Origin of the sequence: Bdellovibrio sp. HCB337, from assembly GCF_047302465.1 — a bacterium.
Classification (GTDB): Bacteria; Bdellovibrionota; Bdellovibrionia; order Bdellovibrionales; family Bdellovibrionaceae; genus JACMRP01.
Genome location: NZ_CP178621.1, coordinates 2,872,131 through 2,892,291 on the forward strand (window position 1 = coordinate 2,872,131; position 20,161 = coordinate 2,892,291).

General features: G+C 45.7%; 21 protein-coding genes. 17 read left to right on the plus strand and 4 right to left on the minus strand.

Annotated elements, in window-relative coordinates:
• Positions 1–28: 28 nt before the first annotated feature.
• On the minus strand, positions 29–1,864 hold the full coding sequence (locus ACLWBB_RS13870) for a monovalent cation:proton antiporter-2 (CPA2) family protein (protein ID WP_413288135.1): 1,836 nt from the start codon (positions 1,862–1,864) through the stop codon (positions 29–31).
• A gap of 4 nt (positions 1,865–1,868) precedes the next feature.
• Positions 1,869–2,615, minus strand: a complete 747-nt coding sequence (locus ACLWBB_RS13875; protein ID WP_413288136.1) for a substrate-binding periplasmic protein — start codon at positions 2,613–2,615, stop codon at positions 1,869–1,871.
• Positions 2,616–2,696: 81 nt separating this feature from the next.
• Here ACLWBB_RS13875 and ACLWBB_RS13880 point away from each other — a divergent pair, with 81 nt between their 5' ends.
• From ACLWBB_RS13880 to ACLWBB_RS13945, 14 genes are all read left to right on the plus strand, one after another.
• Entirely contained in the window at positions 2,697–3,044 is a 348-nt protein-coding gene (locus ACLWBB_RS13880; protein ID WP_413288137.1) for a DUF1304 domain-containing protein, read from the plus strand.
• 24 nt (positions 3,045–3,068) lie between these two features.
• Entirely contained in the window at positions 3,069–3,767 is a 699-nt protein-coding gene (locus ACLWBB_RS13885) for a Crp/Fnr family transcriptional regulator (RefSeq protein WP_413288138.1), read from the plus strand.
• 100 nt (positions 3,768–3,867) lie between these two features.
• Positions 3,868–6,093, plus strand: a complete 2,226-nt coding sequence (locus ACLWBB_RS13890; protein WP_413288139.1) for a heavy metal translocating P-type ATPase — start codon at positions 3,868–3,870, stop codon at positions 6,091–6,093.
• Positions 6,090–6,269, plus strand: a complete 180-nt coding sequence (ccoS, locus tag ACLWBB_RS13895; protein WP_413288140.1) for a cbb3-type cytochrome oxidase assembly protein CcoS — start codon at positions 6,090–6,092, stop codon at positions 6,267–6,269. The genes ACLWBB_RS13890 and ccoS overlap by 4 nt, the downstream gene beginning before the upstream one ends.
• 4 nt (positions 6,270–6,273) lie before the next feature.
• Positions 6,274–8,385 carry a cytochrome-c oxidase, cbb3-type subunit I gene (ccoN, locus tag ACLWBB_RS13900; RefSeq protein WP_413288141.1) on the plus strand — a complete coding sequence of 704 codons (2,112 nt, stop codon included), beginning with the start codon at positions 6,274–6,276 and terminating at the stop codon, positions 8,383–8,385.
• A 1-nt stretch (position 8,386) separates the two neighbouring features.
• Positions 8,387–8,548 carry a CcoQ/FixQ family Cbb3-type cytochrome c oxidase assembly chaperone gene (locus ACLWBB_RS13905; protein ID WP_413288142.1) on the plus strand — a complete coding sequence of 54 codons (162 nt, stop codon included), beginning with the start codon at positions 8,387–8,389 and terminating at the stop codon, positions 8,546–8,548.
• A gap of 1 nt (position 8,549) precedes the next feature.
• On the plus strand, positions 8,550–9,113 hold the full coding sequence (locus ACLWBB_RS13910) for a cbb3-type cytochrome c oxidase N-terminal domain-containing protein (protein WP_413288143.1): 564 nt from the start codon (positions 8,550–8,552) through the stop codon (positions 9,111–9,113).
• 3 nt (positions 9,114–9,116) lie between these two features.
• A complete protein-coding gene (gene ccoG / locus ACLWBB_RS13915; RefSeq protein ID WP_413288144.1) occupies positions 9,117–10,520 on the plus strand; it encodes a cytochrome c oxidase accessory protein CcoG in 1,404 nt (467 codons plus the stop codon).
• A 1-nt stretch (position 10,521) separates the two neighbouring features.
• Positions 10,522–11,163 carry a sulfite exporter TauE/SafE family protein gene (locus tag ACLWBB_RS13920; RefSeq protein ID WP_413288145.1) on the plus strand — a complete coding sequence of 214 codons (642 nt, stop codon included), beginning with the start codon at positions 10,522–10,524 and terminating at the stop codon, positions 11,161–11,163.
• 77 nt (positions 11,164–11,240) lie between these two features.
• Positions 11,241–12,104, plus strand: coding sequence for an alpha/beta hydrolase family protein (locus tag ACLWBB_RS13925; RefSeq protein WP_413288146.1), 864 nt, complete (start codon positions 11,241–11,243; stop codon positions 12,102–12,104).
• 189 nt (positions 12,105–12,293) lie between these two features.
• Positions 12,294–12,671 (plus strand): hypothetical protein, encoded by a 378-nt coding sequence (locus ACLWBB_RS13930; protein WP_413288147.1) that lies wholly within the window; start codon positions 12,294–12,296, stop codon positions 12,669–12,671.
• A gap of 127 nt (positions 12,672–12,798) precedes the next feature.
• Positions 12,799–13,578 carry a TIGR02147 family protein gene (locus ACLWBB_RS13935; RefSeq protein ID WP_413288148.1) on the plus strand — a complete coding sequence of 260 codons (780 nt, stop codon included), beginning with the start codon at positions 12,799–12,801 and terminating at the stop codon, positions 13,576–13,578.
• Complete coding sequence (locus ACLWBB_RS13940) at positions 13,575–13,970, plus strand: hypothetical protein (RefSeq protein ID WP_413288149.1); 396 nt, start codon at positions 13,575–13,577, stop codon at positions 13,968–13,970. Before ACLWBB_RS13935 ends, ACLWBB_RS13940 begins: the two co-directional genes overlap by 4 nt.
• Positions 13,971–14,229: 259 nt before the next feature.
• Positions 14,230–14,925 (plus strand): hypothetical protein, encoded by a 696-nt coding sequence (locus ACLWBB_RS13945; RefSeq protein ID WP_413288151.1) that lies wholly within the window; start codon positions 14,230–14,232, stop codon positions 14,923–14,925.
• 1 nt (position 14,926) lies between these two features.
• Here the strand turns inward: ACLWBB_RS13945 and ACLWBB_RS13950 are convergent, their stop codons facing one another.
• Complete coding sequence (locus tag ACLWBB_RS13950; RefSeq protein WP_413288152.1) at positions 14,927–15,295, minus strand: hypothetical protein; 369 nt, start codon at positions 15,293–15,295, stop codon at positions 14,927–14,929.
• A gap of 78 nt (positions 15,296–15,373) precedes the next feature.
• On the opposite strand from ACLWBB_RS13950, the gene ACLWBB_RS13955 reads away from it, so the two are divergent.
• From ACLWBB_RS13955 to ACLWBB_RS13965, 3 genes are all read left to right on the plus strand, one after another.
• Entirely contained in the window at positions 15,374–15,703 is a 330-nt protein-coding gene (locus ACLWBB_RS13955; RefSeq protein ID WP_413288153.1) for a DUF1904 domain-containing protein, read from the plus strand.
• A 159-nt stretch (positions 15,704–15,862) separates the two neighbouring features.
• Positions 15,863–17,980, plus strand: coding sequence for a hypothetical protein (locus ACLWBB_RS13960; RefSeq protein WP_413288154.1), 2,118 nt, complete (start codon positions 15,863–15,865; stop codon positions 17,978–17,980).
• A gap of 192 nt (positions 17,981–18,172) precedes the next feature.
• Positions 18,173–19,219: a hypothetical protein gene (locus ACLWBB_RS13965; protein WP_413288155.1), complete on the plus strand. Its 1,047-nt coding sequence runs from the start codon at positions 18,173–18,175 to the stop codon at positions 19,217–19,219.
• Positions 19,220–19,223: 4 nt separating this feature from the next.
• On the opposite strand, the gene ACLWBB_RS13970 is transcribed toward ACLWBB_RS13965, so the two are convergent.
• Positions 19,224–19,973 carry a substrate-binding periplasmic protein gene (locus ACLWBB_RS13970; protein WP_413288156.1) on the minus strand — a complete coding sequence of 250 codons (750 nt, stop codon included), beginning with the start codon at positions 19,971–19,973 and terminating at the stop codon, positions 19,224–19,226.
• Positions 19,974–20,161 lie beyond the last annotated feature (188 nt).

Sequence of the window (20,161 nt, forward strand, 5' to 3'; positions counted from 1 at the left end):
CTAGACAGGTGCCCAAAAGAGGGCCCTCTTAAAGCCGATCCCCAGACAACGAAGCTTCCTCGTCCTGAGGTAATTTCCCAGCAGGCTCGATGTAAGTCTTCTCGGCGTCTTCCCGTAGAACTCTTGCCAATTGCTCAGCACCTTGACGGGAAACATCCAAGAATGTCTTTTCGTCATGGCGGACTTTGTATTGTTCTTGCACCATCAAGTTATCGTGAGTTCTAAAACGATCCACAATAAACTTAATGCGGTCTGGGGCAAAACCCAAATCCTTCAGCAATGTCTTCGACAATGCTAAGCTTGCCTCGAAAGTTTCACGTTGAATCGCATGCACTTCTAGATCCATCAGTTCAAACACATGCTGACGATTGCGCGCACGAGAGTAAATTTTCAAATGTGGAAAGTTTTGACGAACTTCACGAGCCATCGACGTAGCAGTTTCAACATCGTCTACGGCAATAATCAAATACTTGGCATCTTTCGCGCCTGCGGACTCAAGCAACTCAATGCGAGAAGCATCTCCGTAAAAAACGCGATTGTTAAAGCGACGAAGCAATTCAATTTGTTCAGAATCCTGTTCAATCGCCGTAAAGCCGATATTCTGAGCACGCAAAATACGACCGACGATCTGACCAAAACGACCAAAGCCTGCAATGATGACCGGGTTTTGTTGGTTTTCGATTTTGTCGTATTCAGGTTCGGGTCCCCGCTCAGAACGCCATGATTCAATTTTATCATGAACCAAAATAAGGATGGGGCTTAGAACCATCGACAAAGTAACAACCAGAGTCCACTGTTCTGCCCACTCGGCCGTGATCACTTTCGCCGCTTGCCCGACACCAAAGATAACAAAGGCAAACTCTCCACCCTGCACCAGATAAATGGCCAGACTGCGGGAAGAGGTGTTGTTCAGTTTCATGATCTTACCAACACTGAAAATTAAAAGGCCTTTGATCAGCAAGTAACCGACGGTCAACCCAATGATCATCAGTGGTTCGCTCAAAGCTAGCTGCCAGTTCACAGCCATACCAACCGAGATAAAGAAAAGCCCCATCAAGATACCTTTGAAAGGCTCCAGATCGGCTTCAAGTTCATGTTTGTATTCAGATTCAGAGAGCAACACACCCGCGATAAATGCTCCAAGAGCCATCGACAATCCCACTTGCTGCATCAAGAAGGCCACGCCCATGACGATTAGCAGAGTGACGCCAGTAAAAAGCTCGCGGCTTTTGCCCGATGCCACAATACGCAAGAAAGGTCTCATTAAAAAGCGACTGACAAAGTAGAGCGAGATTGCAATGAGCAAAGCTCCGTACCAGTTCGTCTTTGGTGCTGATTCGACTAAAATTCCCAAGCTTGGGATTAAGGCCAATGCTGGGATAGCTGCCACGTCTTGCATGAGCAATATAGAAAATGACGCTCGACCAAACTGGGTGTTTAAAACTTTTCTTTCGGTCAATGTTTGTAATGCAAATGCGGTAGATGACAAAGAAAGTGAAAACCCAATCACAAAACTTGCTGAAGAACTAAGACCGAAGGCTTTGCCAATCAGGAAGAAAACCAGAGTACAGAAAAAGATCTGCATTCCGCCAAAGCCCAAAAGATTTCGCTTCATCGCCCAAAGACGTTTTGGTTGAAGTTCCAAACCTATGATGAATAACAGAAAGACGACCCCAAGTTCCGCATAGCTTGCGACACTTTCGTAGTCCTTAATCCATCCCAAAAGATTTGGACCAATAATACTACCAGCGGCAAGGTAACCTAAGACGGTGCCCAGGCCCAAACGAAGAAAAATCGGTACAAGAAGAACGGCAGCCCCTAAAAATACAAGAGCGCCCTGCAGTGGTGTGTGATGCTCAATCATAGACCTAGAGATTAGGTCCTTTTAGAAAATCTTTGAAGCTTTTTCCGGTGTATTTTTGGTAAATTTGATCCACATAGCCACGAGCTACCAACTCTTTAACCTTTTTGTTCAACTGCCGATACAAAACCGGACTTTTGATTTCGACAAAGGTGGGAACTCTTGCGACTGCTGGATAGAGTATGCGTATCTTCAGGTTTTCCTTTTTAATCACCATCGCTGCTTGATATGGGTCATCAATATACAGCTCGATGCGCTTTCCAGAAAGTTTCCGCATATTGAGGATGTATTCGCTTTCTTCCTCAATCAGCCATTTCTTATTATTTCTGATCACATCAGGATAACCATAACCCTTAGTTAAACCAATTTTATGGCCATCGAATTGAGATATAGACGTGTATTTATTCTGCGATGAATCCGAAGGCACCATGGCATTCAAAGTCCAATACTCCAAAGGCTGCTCTAGGTAATACATCGTTTTGCTTTTCCCCACATCTGTGGTGAACAAAGAACCATCCATTTTACCGGTGCGGCCCAAGCTCATGCAGCGATCTGCAAAGTTGACCTCTTCAATCAAAAGCCCATGCCCCAAATCCGCCAGTGCCTTTTTAAGAATGTCGTGAGTAATCCCGCGAGTGATCATTCCTTTGCTATTCTTATACGTATAGGGTTCCCAAGTCTCGGCACATAAGACGACCGTGCGAGCCTGAGCAGATGACAGTAAAAGCTGAAGAATCAATGTTGCGAAAATCACCCAGCGAATCTATGAAGTTTGCCACTTAAGTCAATCGTTGTATGGTGGACAAGATGAACCATCGTTCGATAAGCTACCGTTATGAAAAATATACTCCCTCTGATCCCAGCTTTAATTCATGTCTATATCTTTGTCCTTGAGAGTATCTTGTGGGAACGCCCCCGTACTAATAAGCTCTTCGGTATTCGCCCCGACGAAGTGGCTATCACTAAACTCTTCGCCTTCAATCAGGGCTTCTACAATCTATTTTTAGCTCTGGCGATTATTGTAGGACTATTCCTAGAGAACCGAGCTCTTGTTGTTTACGGTTTGCTGTCGATAATTGCAGCAGGTATCGTTTTGGTCGTCTCTAAAAGAAAACTATGGCGAGCAGCCCTGATTCAGATCGTACCTGCACTTGTCGCCCTGCTCGAGCTTTGCCTTTCATAGGGTTCATGTTGTATCCTTTTAGTTATGAGCTCGAAGAAAAAAAACGACTGCGAACCAAATGCTATCAGCTGCGCCATGTGTGGGGCTCAATCCCAAAACATCATCTGCGCAACCAGCCCTGGCATTCCCGAAGCTCTTGAAAAATCCAAAATCAACTGTCGTTACAAACGCGATCAAGTCATCTTTTATGCTGACAATGATCCGCTTGGACTTTTCTTTGTGCAACGCGGGCTCGTAAAACTGGAACGTGTTTCTGAAGATGGCGCAGCTCACACTTTACGCATCGTGGGGCCCGGCGGCATCTTAGGGTACAGATCTTTGTTTGCTGATGAAGCTTATCACGCAACAGCAATCGCTGTTGACGAGGTTGAACTTTGTTTTGTGCCAAAAGCCGATATCTTGAATGTTTTCAAATCACATCCTGATGTCGCATTACGCCTTTTAAACCATGTAGCAAAAGACCTCCGCCTTGCAGAAGAGCGTTGGGTGGACCAAATGGATAAAGGCGCGCCAGAGCGCATTGCCGAAGCTTTGATTTTCCTTCAAGACCACTTTCATAGCCAAACATGGACTCGTCGAGAAATCGCCGAATGGGCTGGAACGACTCCTGAAACTGTTATGCGTACCTTGGCGCAATTTGAAAAAGAGGGCCTTATTGACCAGAGCGGTCGACAAATCCAAATACTCAATAAAGATTCGTTAAAGGCCAAGGCCAGCCTTTAGTCATCTCATTATAAGACCATTTATTTTTCAAAACATGATGCCCGTCATGTTTTGAAAACCTTTACGAGCTTAACCTGTTCTTGGAAGCAGGTAGCTCCTTATGACTGAAAGTCGTTTGACTGCAAACATGACAGAATGCCTTTACTGCAAGGTTCCCTTTGCAGCGGCAGCTGCTGTGGAGTTCTGTTGTAACGCCTGCGAAGCTCTTTATAAGCTTGAAAACACTGACGATAAAGGAATCAACACAGGACGCTTTGAGCGAAGCCTCGAAAAGTATCTTTCTTTGGCAGAAATCAAAAGCAACGAGCTCAGTTTTTACGCAGAGGGCCTGCACTGCTCGTCTTGCGTGCATCTCTTAGAACGCCTTCACGAATTTGATCCGCATATTCAGCAAGCCATCGTTCACTTTGGCGAATCCACCGTTCATGTCAAAATTTTGCCAGAGGGCTCGTGGCCTCATGTTGCCGCGATTATCGAAGAACTCGGCTATACGCCAACTGCCCTTTCCACTCGCGAAAAATTACTTGAACAACAGAAGAAAGAAAACCGTCAAAGCCTCCGCCGAATTGCGGTTGCAGGAGCTTGTGCTGGCAATATCATGCTCTTTATTGTCCCTGTCTATGCGGGGTTGGTGGGCACATGGGCCGCTGTCTTTAATTGGCTGAGCTTTCTTTTGTTTTTGCCAATCTTACTATATTCCGCACAGCCTTTTTATCAAGGTGCTTGGAATTTTCTAAAGTACCGAGTCATCAACGTCGATCTGCCAATTGTTATCGCAATGTTGACTGGGTTTACGCTCTCGACTTATCACCTGATTCGTGGCGAAGGCGCTATCTATTATGATTCCACCGCCAGTTTCTTGTTTTTGATTCTTTCAAGCCGCTATCTCTTAAAACGCGTACAACAGAAATACTTAAGCGGTGATTATCTTTTGCAGCACTTGCAGCTTCGTAAAGAACTCAAAACCGGAGAGAAAATCAATCTTCGTCAGGGTGAACGCATTCCTGCTGATGGTGTTTTAGTTAGCACCCGTGCTGAAATCGATATGTCGCTCTTTAGCGGCGAATCGTTGTCTCAATACTTCCAAGAGGGCATGAAGATTTTTGCAGGCTCAACTCTGTTGAGTTCTCACGCAGTGATGCAAGTTGAAGCAACTGGTTTGCATACCCGCTTAGGACAATTGCTACAACAACTCAAATCTGAGTCCGTTCAAAAGAGTCACTTCGTCAGTCTGACTGATAAAATGGCCCAAGGCTTGATCGCAACCGTGTCTTTGACTTCACTCCTTTTCTTTATTGCTTATTCGTTTGTCGATTTTAACGAAGCTCTGGAAAGATCTTTGGCGCTGATGGTGATTGCGTGTCCTTGCGCACTCGCGTTTGGAACTCCTCTTGCTTACGGTTTATCTTTGCGAAAAGCGCACAAGCAAGGACTGCTCGTCAAAAACCCCGATGTTTTTGAAAAAATCCACACTGTGAAAAACATCTTCTTTGATAAAACCGGCACTCTGACTGAGGGCCACTTGCGTTTAGCCTCTCAGGACGGAAACGTTGAGCGCCAAGATCAACGTGTGATTCTATCTTTGCAAGCGGTAAGCTCGCACCCTGTGGCATTTGCGTTTCGCCACGCTTGGAAAGATGTTGATTCGCTTCCAAAAATGGAATCTCGTGAAGAGATTTTAGGTGAAGGTGTTGTTGGCAAGTTTCATGGCGTTGAGTATTCCCTCAAACGTAGCAAAGAACTCAATATTCTAGACTATATCGCGGTGGAATATCGTGTCGATGGAAGATTGAAGGCCCACTTCTTCTTTGAAGATCCCCTTCGCGCGGATACTCGTGAAACTCTGCAAAACCTTACAAATTATGACCTTCATATTCTTTCTGGCGACAAAAAAGACCGCGTACTTAAAGCAGCACTTCTATGTGGTATCGACGACAAACGTTGCCATGCCGAGCTTTCTCCAGAACAAAAGCTGCAACATATTAAAGCATCTAAAAATACTTGCATGATTGGTGATGGCGCCAACGATGCCCTAGCTCTGAAAGCAGCCGACATTGGCATTGCGGTGAAAGGCAGCGTCGATTTAAGCCTTTCTTCGGCTGATATTTATTTTACTCGCGGAGGCCTTAAACCTTTCGTGGAATTCTTAAATATTTCTCGACAAGCACGTCGCACTGTTCGTCGTAATCTGGCAATTTCTTTGACCTACAACGCCGTGGGCGGCGTTCTCGCATTGGGAGGATTTATTAATCCTATGGTCGCTGCGATCCTTATGCCCATTAGTTCCGTGCTGATTGTGGTTTCTTCACTGAGGGGGACCCGATGAGCATTCTAGTTTTGATGATTCCGATGGCTTTGCTTCTTGGTTTTGGATTTCTGATGGCTTTTTTATGGGCCACCAATCAAGGCCAGTTCGATGACGTTGAAACTCCTGCTCACAGAATTTTACAAGATGATCCAATAGAAAGGAATTTACGTGAAAAACCCCGACATACTCCATGAGAATATGATCGACAAATTTACTTATGACGATGACATCGTCAAGAAGTTCGTCCTAGCAACGCTCGTCTGGGGAGGAGCTGCCTTTATCTTTGGTTTGCTCGCAGCCATGCAGCTTGCCTGGTGGCCACTCAATATGAATTTAGAGTGGATCACTTTCGGCAGACTCAGACCTCTGCACACCAATGCGGCGGTCTTTGCCTTTGCCGGGAACGCCATCTTTGCAGGAATCTATCACTCTTCGCAAAGATTGCTAAAAACCCGCATGTTCTCGGACGTGCTTAGTAAAATGCACTTCTGGGGCTGGCAGCTGATTATTCTTGCCGCCGCTATTACTCTGCCACTCGGCTATACTCAATCTAAAGAGTACGCTGAACTGGAATGGCCGATTGATATCGCAATCACCGTTGTTTGGGTGATTTTTGCGGTGAATTTTTTTGGCGCGATTTCGAAACGTCGTGAGCGCCATATGTATGTTGCGATTTGGTTTTATATCGCGACGATCATTACAGTCGCGGTGTTGCATATCGTAAACTCCATCGAAATCCCTGTAAGCTTCCTGCAAAGTTATCCAATCTACTCAGGAATTCAGGATGCTCTTGTTCAGTGGTGGTACGGCCATAATGCCGTGGCGTTCTTCTTAACAACTCCGTTCTTGGGTTTGATGTACTACTACATCCCTAAAGCGGCGAATCGTCCGGTGTATTCCTATCAACTGTCGATCATTCACTTTTGGTCTTTGGTGTTTATCTATATCTGGGCGGGTCCGCATCACTTGCTCTATACTGCACTGCCTGAGTGGGCGCAGACTTTGGGTATGATCTTTAGTTTGATGTTGTGGGCACCAAGCTGGGGTGGAATGATCAATGGACTTCTCACTTTGCGTGGTGCTTGGCATTTGCTTCGTACAGATCCCATCATCAAGTTCTTCATCACTGCTGTTACTTTCTACGGAATGACCACCTTTGAAGGACCATTGCTCTCAATCAAAAGTGTTAGCTCTTTGGCGCATTACACGGATTGGATCATCGGTCACGTTCATGGCGGCGCTCTTGGCTGGAACGGGATGCTGACTTTCGGGATGATTTACTTCTTGGTGCCTCGTTTGTGGAATACAAAACTGTATTCCATAAAGCTTGCAACCAATCACTTCTGGATCGCAACACTTGGTGTCCTTCTATATTACATCTCGATGTGGGCTGCTGGTATCACTCAAGGTTTGATGTGGAGAGCGATCACTTCTGATGGCCGTTTGATGTATCCAGATTTCATCGAGACCGTTGTGCGAATCGTGCCACTTTACTGGGTGCGCGCATTGGGCGGAGCTCTGTTCATCGCAGGCTTTTTCATGATGGTTTACAATATCTATAAAACTATCAAGTCAGCTCCAGCCGCTCAGGAAGAAAACGTTGTTACTGCACCAAAACAATCCGTGGTCTTTGGCCGCCCCGCAGGTGAAGGCCATCACAAACTTGAAGGCATGGGAACTGTTTTCAGCGTTCTGACTTTCTTGGCGATTGCCGTGGGTTCTATCATCGAGATCTATCCAACTCTGTCTTTGCATAAATACGTGAACCCCACAAACCTGACTGATCCTTACACTCCGCTGGAACTTGCCGGTCGTGATGTGTATGTGAAAGAGGGTTGTTATACTTGTCACTCTCAGCAAATTCGCCCGATGGCTTCTGAAGTATTACGTTACGGAAAAGCTTCAACCATCGAAGAGTCCATGTATGATCGTCCATTCCAATGGGGATCAAAACGGACTGGTCCTGACTTGGCTCGTGTGGGTAAACGTTATCCAAATCTTTGGCACTATCAGCACATGATCGATCCACGTTCTGTGACTCCGAAGTCTATTATGCCGAACTACCCTTGGCTTCTTACAAAAGACACGGACTTCCAAATCTTGCGTAAGAAATTGTCCATCATGAAAGCCGTGGGAGTTCCTTACGAAGACAACACTGTGGCGAATGCAGATATCGACGCCCAAAAACAAGCACAAGCTGTTGCAGCAGACCTCAAAGCGAACGGTGTGAATGTCGAGGGGCTCGAGAAAAAACAAATCGTCGCATTGATCGCTTATTTGCAATCACTGGGACAAAAAGGAAAAAACTAATATGAAACAACAAGGATTGGCTTTTTTCACAGACACTCATTTGACTGCCATTGGGCTTTTGATCTTCTTTGGATTTTTCTTAGGCGTTCTTTTCTGGACACTTCGAAAAACTCAGAAAGCTACTTACGACAAACTCGCACAGATCCCTTTGGAGGGGGAATAAAATGAGTGATGACATCAAAGATCCTCTTACAGATCATGACTTTGACGGCATTCAAGAGTATGACAACCCCCTTCCTTCGTGGTGGCTTGCAACGTTCTTAGGCGCGATTATTTTCTCTTTCATTTATTTGATTCACTATGAGTTCGGTGGCGGGCCAACACTCAACCAAGAGCTTGAAGTGGCGATGAAAAACTTAGAAAAGGCCGCAGCTCAAAATGCTCCGGCTCAGACTGAAAGCGAAGACATCCTTGCGGATGCAATGAAAGATCCAAAGTTTGAAGGCCTAGGCGCAACCGCTTTCGAAGCGAAGTGTGCCTCCTGCCACGGACCAAAACTGGGTGGCATGATCGGACCGAACCTGACAGACAACTTCTGGATTCATGGCAAAGGCACCCGTATGGATATCGCAACCGTCATCCGCAAAGGTGCTCCTGAAAAAGGAATGCCGCCTTGGGAAAGCTTGCTTTCTAAAGATGAAGTCTATGGTTTGACCGCTTTCATCTTGGCAAAGAGAGGGAGCAATCCTGAAAATGCTAAACCTCCGCAAGGAGAGGAAGTGAAATAGATCATGGCACTGGATCCAGAGCGTTTAACCAGTATTGACGAGTTTGGTGATAGAACCTACATCATCCCTGCCGAGGTGCGGGGATTCTTTCACAAACACAGGCAACGGGTTCACATCCTGTTGCTGTTCGTCTTTTTGGTGATCCCTTGGACCTACATCAACGGACAACAAACCATTTTATTGGATATCCCCGCCCGAAAGTTTGCGATTTTTGGAATCACCTTTTGGGCCCATGACGCCCCCCTCGTATTTTTTGTCTTAGCGACCTTAACTTTGGGGCTTACCTTCGTCACTTCCGTCTGGGGGCGTGTGTGGTGTGGTTGGGCATGTCCGCAAACGGTTTTTGTCGAAGCCGTCTTCCGTCGTATCGAGCAGTGGGTGCAAGGCAATTACATTCAACGCCGCCAATTGCACCAAGCGGAACTGAGCTTCAAGAAATTCTATAAGAAATCTCTGACGTGGTTTTTGTTCTTTGTCGTATCTTCGCTGATCTCTCATAGCTTTGCGGCTTACTTTGTAGGATCTGAGAAACTACTTCAAATGATTCAGGGAAGTCCGCAAGAGAACTGGAGTTATTTTTTAGTTATTAGCTGCATGACCGCACTAGTTCTTTTTGACTTCGGTTGGTTCCGTGAACAGTTCTGCATCATCATGTGCCCATATGGCCGCTTTCAAAGCGTGCTCTTGGATCAAAAATCTCTGGCGGTCGTTTATGACGAAACTCGCGGGGAACCTCGTAAAGGCAAGGTGCCCCCTGGGCAAAAACAAGGTGATTGCGTTGCTTGCAATCGCTGCGTCCAAGTCTGCCCGACCGGAATTGATATTCGTAAAGGTCTGCAGATGGAGTGTATCACCTGCACGGCTTGTATTGATGCCTGCGACGAGATCATGGAAAAAGTGAAGAAGCCAAAAGGTCTTATTCGCTACGACACCTTAGATCGAAGCCCGGTCAGTCTTAAAAAAACCCGTTCAGTGATCTATATGGTACTGATTGTTCTTTCCCTAGCGGGACTTACTTACAATATCGCCACTCGTGAAAAAGCTCAGGTCTTTGTTCTAAGAGCCAAGGAAGCACCTTATACATTGATCAAAGGCGATCAGGGCGAAGATTTAGTTTTGAACCATTTCCGTCTACAGATTCAAAATCAAGGATTCGAAAAAGGGATCTATTTATTAAAACCTACAAAAGAGTGGCAAGAAAACGGCATCACCCTAACGGTCGCACAAAACCCGCTGAATATTGAAGCCGGAAAAATCAGCGAGTGGCATTTCTTTGTCCGCTTTAAACCCGAGTTAGTCTCTGCAACCGGCCAGTTCCCTGTGAAAATTCAACTGGAAGATCAAAACGAGCTTGAGAGTCCATTCAAAAGCGAAAAAGAAATTATCTTAGTGGGACCAAGGAAGTAAAATGCAAATACATCTGCTAATCCCTTTATCTATTTTAGTCTCAAGCTTCATCGGCAGCTGGCACTGCGCAGGTATGTGTGGGCCCTTTGCTGCATTGACGGGATCACGCGGGCAACTATGGCACTATCATGCTGGAAGACTGCTCATATACGTAGCGCTAGGTGCACTCTCTGGAGCTTTGGGTGAATTCGTTTTGAAATCCGAATTCACATGGCTTCGCACTTTTGGCGCGATTTCTTTGGGGATGATGCTGATTCTAATGGGACTGCAATACCTGCTTGCAGCTATGAACTGGTGGCACAACTCGCACTCGTGGGCAGGAAGGATTTTTCAGGTCATTTACGGTCGCATTAAAAAGTACAAGCTCAGCCGCTGCAGTTTTGTGATTGGCTTGATGGCTGGTTTATTGCCTTGCATGTGGCTGTACACTTATGTTGTTGCAAGTGCTGCGACTAAGAGCCCTTTTGCAGGAAGCCTGGTAATGTTTCTATTCTGGCTGGGCGGACTTCCCGCACTCAGTGCCGTGGCCATGATGATCAAACCCTCACTGGCAAAATCCCACGTGCACAAGCAAAAGGTCGCTGGCGTTGTGTTGGTATGTGCAGGACTTTATGCTTTAGGCTCGCACCTCCTGGGGCACTAATCCACATAAGGCTGCAATATTCACATGCTGTAACATGCCCTATAGAAACCCCTCAGAGACTATGATAAATTCCCGTCATGCAAAATACAGAGTCTTTATTGAAAATAAAGTCCGTTAAGAATCCTTTCGATGGTTCCCTTTTAGTAGTTCCCAACGATGGGCAGCCTCACCCCGGTGTAATTCTTCTTCACGGCAGCGAAGGCGGCCACTTCCCAGCGTGGAAGATCTCTGCCACTCGATTGGCAGCTCATGGTTATGCTGTTTTAGCATATTGCTATTTTGGCGCTAAAGACTTCTTCACGGGTCCACGTCAGACTTTGGGAGATATCGAAATCATGGATTTGGTAAAAGCCATCACTTGGCTAAAAAATTCCGAATTCGTTGCTGGCAAAAAGATCGCCCTGGATGGAACTTCTCGCGGAGCTGAATTAGCGTTACTGACAGCAAGTCTTTTGGGCGAGAATCAAGAACTAGTAGCTTTGGATGCGCTGTCCATGCATAGCCTCTCGGACATCGTTTGGGATTCGTGGAATTGGGACTGGGTTGATGATCGTTGCTGGATTGGAAAAACGCCGAGCTATGACGAGCTTCTTAACAGCCCTGAGAATTTTCAGTGGAACCCTAAGTGCGGCCCAGATCCACGCAATCTTCCAGAAAACTTGAAATATGCTTGGAAATGGCAAGGGCAACCTATTTTACCATTCGAACCTATTAAGGCTGAAAATATCAAAGCACCCGTTTTTTTAACCCATGGGGCAGACGACCCAATCTGGTCGGCGGATCAAGCCCGTCGTGTCGAGAAAAAACTCAACGACAGTGGCATTTACAACGAAGCCATTTACTTCGATCGCGAGGGACACAGTCTCAACATCGATGCTTCGCTTATTCGTAGCGAAAAACTCCTCCAGTTTTATCAGCGTTTCTTAAAAAGTGAACAGTGATTCGCATAGAGGTCCAAATGGACCCCTATAGACCCAGAAAGTGACCGAGCGCCTCCGAGCACCAGGCTCTGTGGCGACAGTCGTCGAACTGCAAAATGCTTATACACTCATTTGCCACCCATCTTTAGTATACCGCTACTAAGCCCTGGCATAGTCATAGCAGTCGAAACCCCTTGAAAGGTGGTTTCTATGAAAATTTTTGCAGCTCTTTTGGCAGGTGTCCTTTTTATGAACCTAAACTCGGCTCACGCTGGCGCAGGCTCTAGCCTGTTCGTTAAAAGTGGCGAGACCCTGATTGATGTCCAATCCCTCATCGACAACGAAGAGGACGTGCAAGCTCAATACGGCTATGAAGACTTTTGCTATACAGGCAGTGCTGATGCCGTTGTAGCGAAAATGACAGCTTGGAAGAAAACAGATCTTTTCTTCTCTGGCGGCGGTGGCGGTTTTGAATTGGTCGGTCTTAGAATCAACCGCGGTATTGTTTCTTATGACATTATGATGAGACTTGCCGACGAAGTAGCCCAAGGCGAGTTCAGAAATGTCATCATCAAGGCTTGCAAATAATTAGAATGTACTTTTTCCCGTGGGCATCCCAATGCCCACGCTTTGTGGTCATCTCCTATTGACCGCCCTCTCTGAATCCGTTACCTTCTGCCTCGCGTCACCCGACTGAAAACTGACGAGAGGCCCTATGAAGACCATCGATTTTAAAACATTACTGCGCCAAGAACTTGAAGACCGCTGCAAACGCAATCCTTCGTATTCTTTAAGAGCTTTTGCGACCCAACTAGAAATCGATGCCTCAACTCTTTCAAAAATCCTAAAAGGTAAACGCCCCCTCGGCCCTCAGATGATTAAAAAACTGGGTGCCCGTATTGGCATGAGCACCAAAGAAGTTTCGGTCTTTTCACGACTTGCTGATAAAAGTGCAGACGCAGCAGCAGAGCAAATGACTTTTGAACAAATCACTTATGATCGTTTCGCGGTGATTTCAGATTGGTATCACTTTGCGATTTTGGAGCTTATGCAAATCAAAGACTTTCGCACAGATCCTGCATGGATCGCGAAAGCTCTTGGGATGCAACGCTCGGAAGTTAGTGCTGCTATCGAACGTCTGCAACGTGTGGGACTTTTGAAAGTGAACGACAATGGCACCTGGGATGATGTTTCTGGCGGCAACACTACCAGCATCGGCCCCGAAATGATGAGCACCGCTCACCGTCGCCTGCAACAACAGTTTTTAGAGAAAGCGTCCGAGTCTTTGGTACAAGTTCCGATTCAAGAGCGCGACCACTCGACAATGACGATGGCCGTGGATCGCTCACGCCTTCCGGCAGCTCGTGAAAAAATCAAACGCTTCCGTCGCAGTCTTGCCAAATTTTTGACTGAAGGTGACGTTCGCGATGAAGTTCTAAATTTAAATATTGCTTTGTTCCCGATTACAAAACTTCATGAAAGGAAGAATGTATGAAAAACTTAAAACTGATGTCTTTAGTTCTTTTGGCGGCTCCTCTTTTCGCTCAAGCTGAAATCCGTGAAAACGGTGGCTTCATTGTCCCGGCGGCTACACAGATTAACTTCTTTAGCCCAGGCAACGGTATCGACCATGCTTTAAAAGATAAAGTTGATGCGCTCATTCAAAGATACAAAGATGCAGGGCTCATCACAGTTCACACAGAAAAGCACTATGGCTTCGAAGGTGAAACTCTTGTCTGCGTCGAGATCTCTGATATTAATGCCTCTCGAAAATTCAACGTGAAGGTTGAAAAGCTTATTAAAAAGGGTCAGAGAAAAACTAATTTAGAATATCTCTCTAGCTGCGACCCCGTAGAAGTTGCAGAAGAGTTTCTTCCTGCACAATAGAGTTTCTTTCAATGAAGAGGAAAGAGTCCGCTCTTTCCTCTTCGGTCCTCGCTCTTACGACGTCTCATTCTGAGATGACGAGCTTATTAACAGCCATTTTTACTAGTCAAATTTCGAATTCCTGGGAAGTTCCATAGCTTAGGAAGATTTTTTTGAAAAAACTGACCAAAAGCTCTTCTGTGGCCAAATCTCAACTCGAATGTCTTGGGTTCTTGGATGGCATGCCCCTTGAAGTACTTGATAGTACGAGGGGAATTTTATGAAACATATCTATACAATACTACTGATCGTCTTCTGCACCTCTTTTGGCTTTGCTCAAGATGATGTTGAATTCCAAATGGATGTTGAACAAGCCGTTGCTGGATCTGATGCCGCTAAAGCCGATGCTGAAGAAGCAAAACGGATGGCTAAAGAAGAAAAAAAGCGCCTAGCGCAAATGAAGGTTGATGCTAAGAAATCATTAAAAGATGCTCGCGCTGAAGAAGCCAGGGCCGATCGCGAAGCTCGTCAAGCCCACAAAGAAGCTGAACGCGCGACTGCTCAGGCTGATGAATTAGAAAAACAAATCAAAGCCAATGAGGCTCAAAAAGCGAAGTCTCATAAAAAAATCGAGTCTGCGAAAGAGAAGCTTGCAAAAGCCAAGGATCGTTTAGACGACTTGGAAGACCAACACAAGAAATCCCAAAAACAAGCACGCACTCTTCGTGACGAAACCGAAAGCCTTGATCGCGATATCAAAGAAGCTACGGCCCATGCGAATGCAATGGAAGTCGAAGCCCGTCGCGCAAAAAAACAAGTCGCCGAAGCTGAAATTCGTCTTAAAAACGCAAAGCTTAAGGCAAAACAAAAGATGCGCCTAGCACAAGCTCGTAAAGCTAAAGCCCTGGCAGAGCGCAAAAAAGCCGAAGCCTCAAAGCGCAAAGTCGATAAGTCGATTGCGTGGCTGAAGGAATAATCTAAGCTTCGCTGTTTGCTGCCGAAGGGGCTTTGATCATTTCTTTGAACCAGAAAGCGATTGCAAGCCCCCCAAAGAAACAAAGTACAAACAATGGGAACGTCATAAAGACAACCCCAATATCCCCTGGATCATCACTCACCTCGCCAAATAAGTGAATTTGACAACCGGTATTGGCCTTCCAAGAAGCTGCGCAAGAGCTCAAGTTTACAATAAAAAATACCGCACTCGCCTTTAACCAATAATTCGCTTTTATTTTCTTCCGCAAAATCAGCATCAGAATAGTTCCCACGAGAGGTCCTAAAAAACCAAATAGGACATAGTGAACAAAATCGCTCTCCCAATAGGTGCGGCAAATAGCTTCAATCATAGGATGAGGATTGTTTGATAGATAATTTTTGTCAATGCCCTGTTTACCGTTCGGGAGTTTTTCGTATATACTACCCCGATGCCACATATTCGATTTCGTGCCCTTCAAAGTCAGCAAGTTCGTCAACTGAGTCAAGAGCTAAGCCCCGTCTTAGCCTCTGCCATTCAAACTTCGGAAGACAATTTTACATTTGAATTGATTCAGACCCAGTTCTTTTCTCAAGGGCAAGAAACAACCTCTTACCCGTTCGTGGAAGTCTTGTGGTTTGCTCGCTCGCAGGATGTGCAAGATCGTTGCGCCTTAATTATTACAGAAAAAGTGAAGACCCTGACCAAAGCGGAAGATGTGGTCGTTGTTTTCAGTACCTTAGAGAAAACCGCTTACTACGAAAACGGGAAACACTTCTAAAAGTTTGTCTGAATTTTTTTGCTCTCTCCCTTGAGATCACTCTCGAACATTTTCAAGTCCAGGTCCATTTCCATTTTGTCTCTCGCCTTTGACAAGCATCGCAGCGCTCTCCAAATTAAATAAACAATATTTATAAGAACTCTAGCAATGCGAGACATAATGAAAGCTGAAAAGAAAAAGAAGACCTCTAGAAAAATCAAAAAATCCACTCCATCAAAAAAAACAAAAATACCGACTCTAAAAGTTAATAGTGTCGATGACCTCCCTGTGGTCTATGAATTCTTAAAATGGCAGTTGCAAACCCCGAACTCGCAAGATCTTGCCCATTTTTTGAGCGACCCTACCGCTTACTTAGATAGCCACAGCATCAAAATCAATCCAAAAATCAGCGCGAAATTTAATGCCCAAGTAAAATCCAGCCTCAAATTTTTAGGCAAGCCGCTTCTTAGCAAAAAAGACTTTGCAAAACATAAGACCGTCTTTGGAATTTCACATCACTCAAAATCATTTCCATTTAAACAAATTCCTTCGCAACCACTACGTGGGCCAAAGAAAAACCCACGTATCTTGGTGAAACACCCACAAGAAAAGCCGGTACTAATTCCCCAGCAAACATACCAAATGGCAATTGCTCCATTGGTGGATGCGCGAGGAAGTGGCAACTTCGACGTAGTCCTGCAAGTTGGAGACAGCTTTTATAATCAAGCTCTCGCGCAACTCACAGACCCGCCGCCTGCCTCCGGACTTCGAGGCTTTATCTTTGAAGATGCGGTAATGTTCTCATGGTTTCTAGTGCATTTCCGTGTTGAACTCTCTTTCCCAGCTATCGGCCCTATCACATTTACTTCTGAAACCCTCGATATGGCTTCATTGGCTGGACCGATTGCCGCCAAAGTCTTCGTTAGCTCGGACCGTAAATCTTGGTCAGAGGCCCTCAACGTCACAAGTGCCAGCTTCTTTCTCGAAGGCCCTCTGCGCTCTGCCGAAGAAATGACTTTTCACCTCGGAGTCGGTATCGACAAAGACATCCCCCTTAAGAACACGATGGGAGTGGATCTGCGCAATCAAAATCCAGTCTTCACTCCAGACCCAACAGGCGTAGCGGTGCCCTCGCATCTCAACGTGATCATCACCCAAGCTATCAGGGACTATTTCACCCGCGTGCGCCCTTGGTTCCCGGTCATTGCCCAGCTTCCAACCTTAGGAAACAACATCGTCCCAGACCCTATTGACGACGTCGTACCGTTCGGTTCAAGCGCCGTCACAATTCCAAGCGGTGGCCCAGAGCCCTTAGTATCAATGCAGTTTGGAAATCCTGCTCAGCCGTTCCGTCAGTCCATATTGCCGGAAGGAAATAACGTCGCCATAGGCGTTGCGACTCACATCTTGCGTTTTCTGATAGAGCGTAACTTGCCAGCTCTTCCTATTGCTGTTTCTGATACAACGACAATTACCGAAACAGAAATACACTTTAGAGATGGATTTATCGAATTCATACTCCACGGTGTTCAACAAACTTGTGCATGCTTCTTTGACTTAAGCTTTACTCTGTCGCAAAAAGTGGCCTTTTCTCAAGACTCAGATGGCAACGTTCGAGTGGCCTTGCTGGAAGAACACCTTCTCAGCGCTTCCGATCGGGCCTTGTTCTATGCGGCTTTTGGTTTTGTCCTTGGCTTACCAGGCCTTCTTGTTGCCGCTATTGCTGACGATGTCTTTGTTGAGGCCTTAGAAGAGGAAGCCAATAGAAAAATCAGCGAGGCAATAAATCAACAGCTTGACGTGATTCCACAGCTTTATGTTCTTCCATTGCTACCGAGTCCCATGCCTCACTTTCTGCGTTTAAAGCTAGAAGACGTTCGCATACGACCTTCTGGAGTTTTTCTAAGTGGCAACGCCATGGTAACCACCATTGATCCAATTGTGGCGGTTCTATTTGATGGTGGCGATGGATCTGACCCGTTCTCTGGAAGAAAACGCTTTTTGGAAATGCCCTTTGGCCCCGGCGCCCCAACTCCCCCTGGCCGCAGTTTCTCAATGTCACTGACACGTTCAGAACCTTGGGGACTTATCAACCTGCAAGCATTTTTCGCACTTGAAATCAGAAGACCGGCACAATTTCAGTCCGCGACACGGGTAAGAATCACATTTATTAATGATTTCACCGGCAGAAGACGACGTTTTCAAGACCGACGATTCCGCGGCAACAATTTTATACGGATTTCAGGTATCGAAAACATTTCCATAAATCCAACACGTGTGATTTTCACGTACGTTTAGGGTTTAGAAAAATAAGTCTACTAATTCTGTGGCGCATAGGCCTCCATTTTTGATGGAGGCACTAGGTGTGGCTCGCTATTGAGCCACTGAAACTTTCCAATTGTAATCTAATGAACCCAAAAGTTAAGTCGTTAAACCTGAACTAGTGTATTGTCTTTTTGCCGAAGGTATTTTTACCGGCAGGAGGGCTTTATGAAAGAGTTCGTTTTAGTTCTCGTATTCTTGCTAAGCACAACCGCGTTCGCGCAAAATTCCATACAAGGTCAGCTTATTGAACGTCGCGAACACATTCGCAACTGGGTCACCCTCTGCAAGGAAGCCCCCTTTGAAGGCACGTTTTCTTCTCAACACTCTCACTGCGATCATGGCGATTTGATGATTTTTTCGGGGCTCAGCTGTTTGGCTGCGACTTTGGCGGGCGACGCTGTCACCGCAGAGGCCCGATGCCGAGACGTAGAGCTTTCGCAAGGATCCAATGGTCGCTGGTGGCGAGGTCCTAAATTTGTCGATCAACCCTTTGAAGGCAGCAGCTTTAGCCGTGACCAATTTCGTGGCATCGTTGCTTATGCCATTGCTTACGGACTTCGCTCTCGTGACCCTGTTGAGAAAAACACAGTGAAGAAATCCTTTCTGGCGTGGCTTAAGTATGTTGAGCAAGAAGATAACAATAATATGTGTGATGATGGGAAAGGTTATTTCTCTTCATGCCATATGCGCCCAGGCACGTTGAATATGATTTACTTAATTCTTAAGTCTCTTGAAATTGACAACGAGGCAAAACGAATGCTTGGCGAAGATTCCAAGCTTTGGAAGAAAATCTATAATGAGCGCGATGAGCATAAAAACTTCTTCAACGACATTGAAGTGCTATTCACGGAAAAGGGCTACCCACTGCATTTAAAGGCGACGACCGTGTTGTTCCATCGCTTGTTGGGTTATTACCAATATTCTGAACGCGCAAAAACACGCATTCGCAGAACCGTCAAAACTCTCGAGAAAAAAGATCCGGACAACGCCCTCTTCACTTTCTTAGATGTGGGTGCAAGACCTGACGTTATTCAGAAAGTTTTAAGTCGTTGTCCAGCAAACCCTCCGCCTTATGACAATGGTTCTGGGGATTGGCAGTGGCAACGGGACGCTGAAGATCAAGCTTGGAGAAGATCTAACGGTTGGGATTGCATCTACATGATCAATCTTTTAATTGCCCACCAGAATAAAAAACTGACTTGGGTGTGGTAAGAAACTATCTGTAGCGAGCGAGGATTTTATCTATAGTCCCGTCTCGCTTAAGACGCTGAATCGCTTTGTTGATTTGCATGGGATCTACCTTTGATTTTTTAAGAATGGCACAGTGAGAAACATCGCTAGAGAGTTCCAGTTGCCATTTTGCAAACTGGAGCCTTTTACCAGAAGTTTTTAAGTAGTATTCAAAAGAGAGTTCGTCGGTGACGGCATAGAGATTATTTCCGACGCCGACTTTCTGATAGGCCGCTGTTTGATTTTCGGTATCGTCACGGATTATTTTCCCTTGATCGATGGCTTCATTCAATGCGGGATAGGAGTAACCCAACACTGTGCCAAGGGTCTTTCCATTTAAGTCAGAAAGTTTCTTTACACGAGGTGTGCCCTTGTGGCCTATGACGATAGTTGAAAATACAAAGAGGGGCTCACTCCAAATGAATAGGTCCGGATCTGGAACCCACTTCTTGGTAAGGTGACAACGAATATCATAGGCCCCAGAGAGAGCCCCTTGCTCAGTGCGGTTACGAGGTAAGACTATAATTTGCGGTTCGAGTCCCATCTCTTTACTAATTGCATTGGCGATATCGAGCATAAAGCCGTCTACCAAGACACCATCTTTGATCTGTCCGTAAGGCATGGGCCAAGTAGACGAAGCACTAAAACGTAAAATGTTTTTTTCATTTTCAGCGGCAGAAAGAGTCGACGCCGCCGCAGTTACTGATAGAAGAAGAAATAGTAATATGTGTCTCATACTATGCAGTCCTTAATTGAGCGCGAGTATGTGATTAAAAAAAATCTTAGTCCAGCGATTCCAGTCGCTCTGCAATATATCCAATTTCCTTAACTGCCGCTCCAACCTCTTAGGGAACAGTATAGAACACTGGGCTTTCATCGCAAGTCCTCTCTAGACAAACGAAAAAAGATCCATCCCTTTTCAAA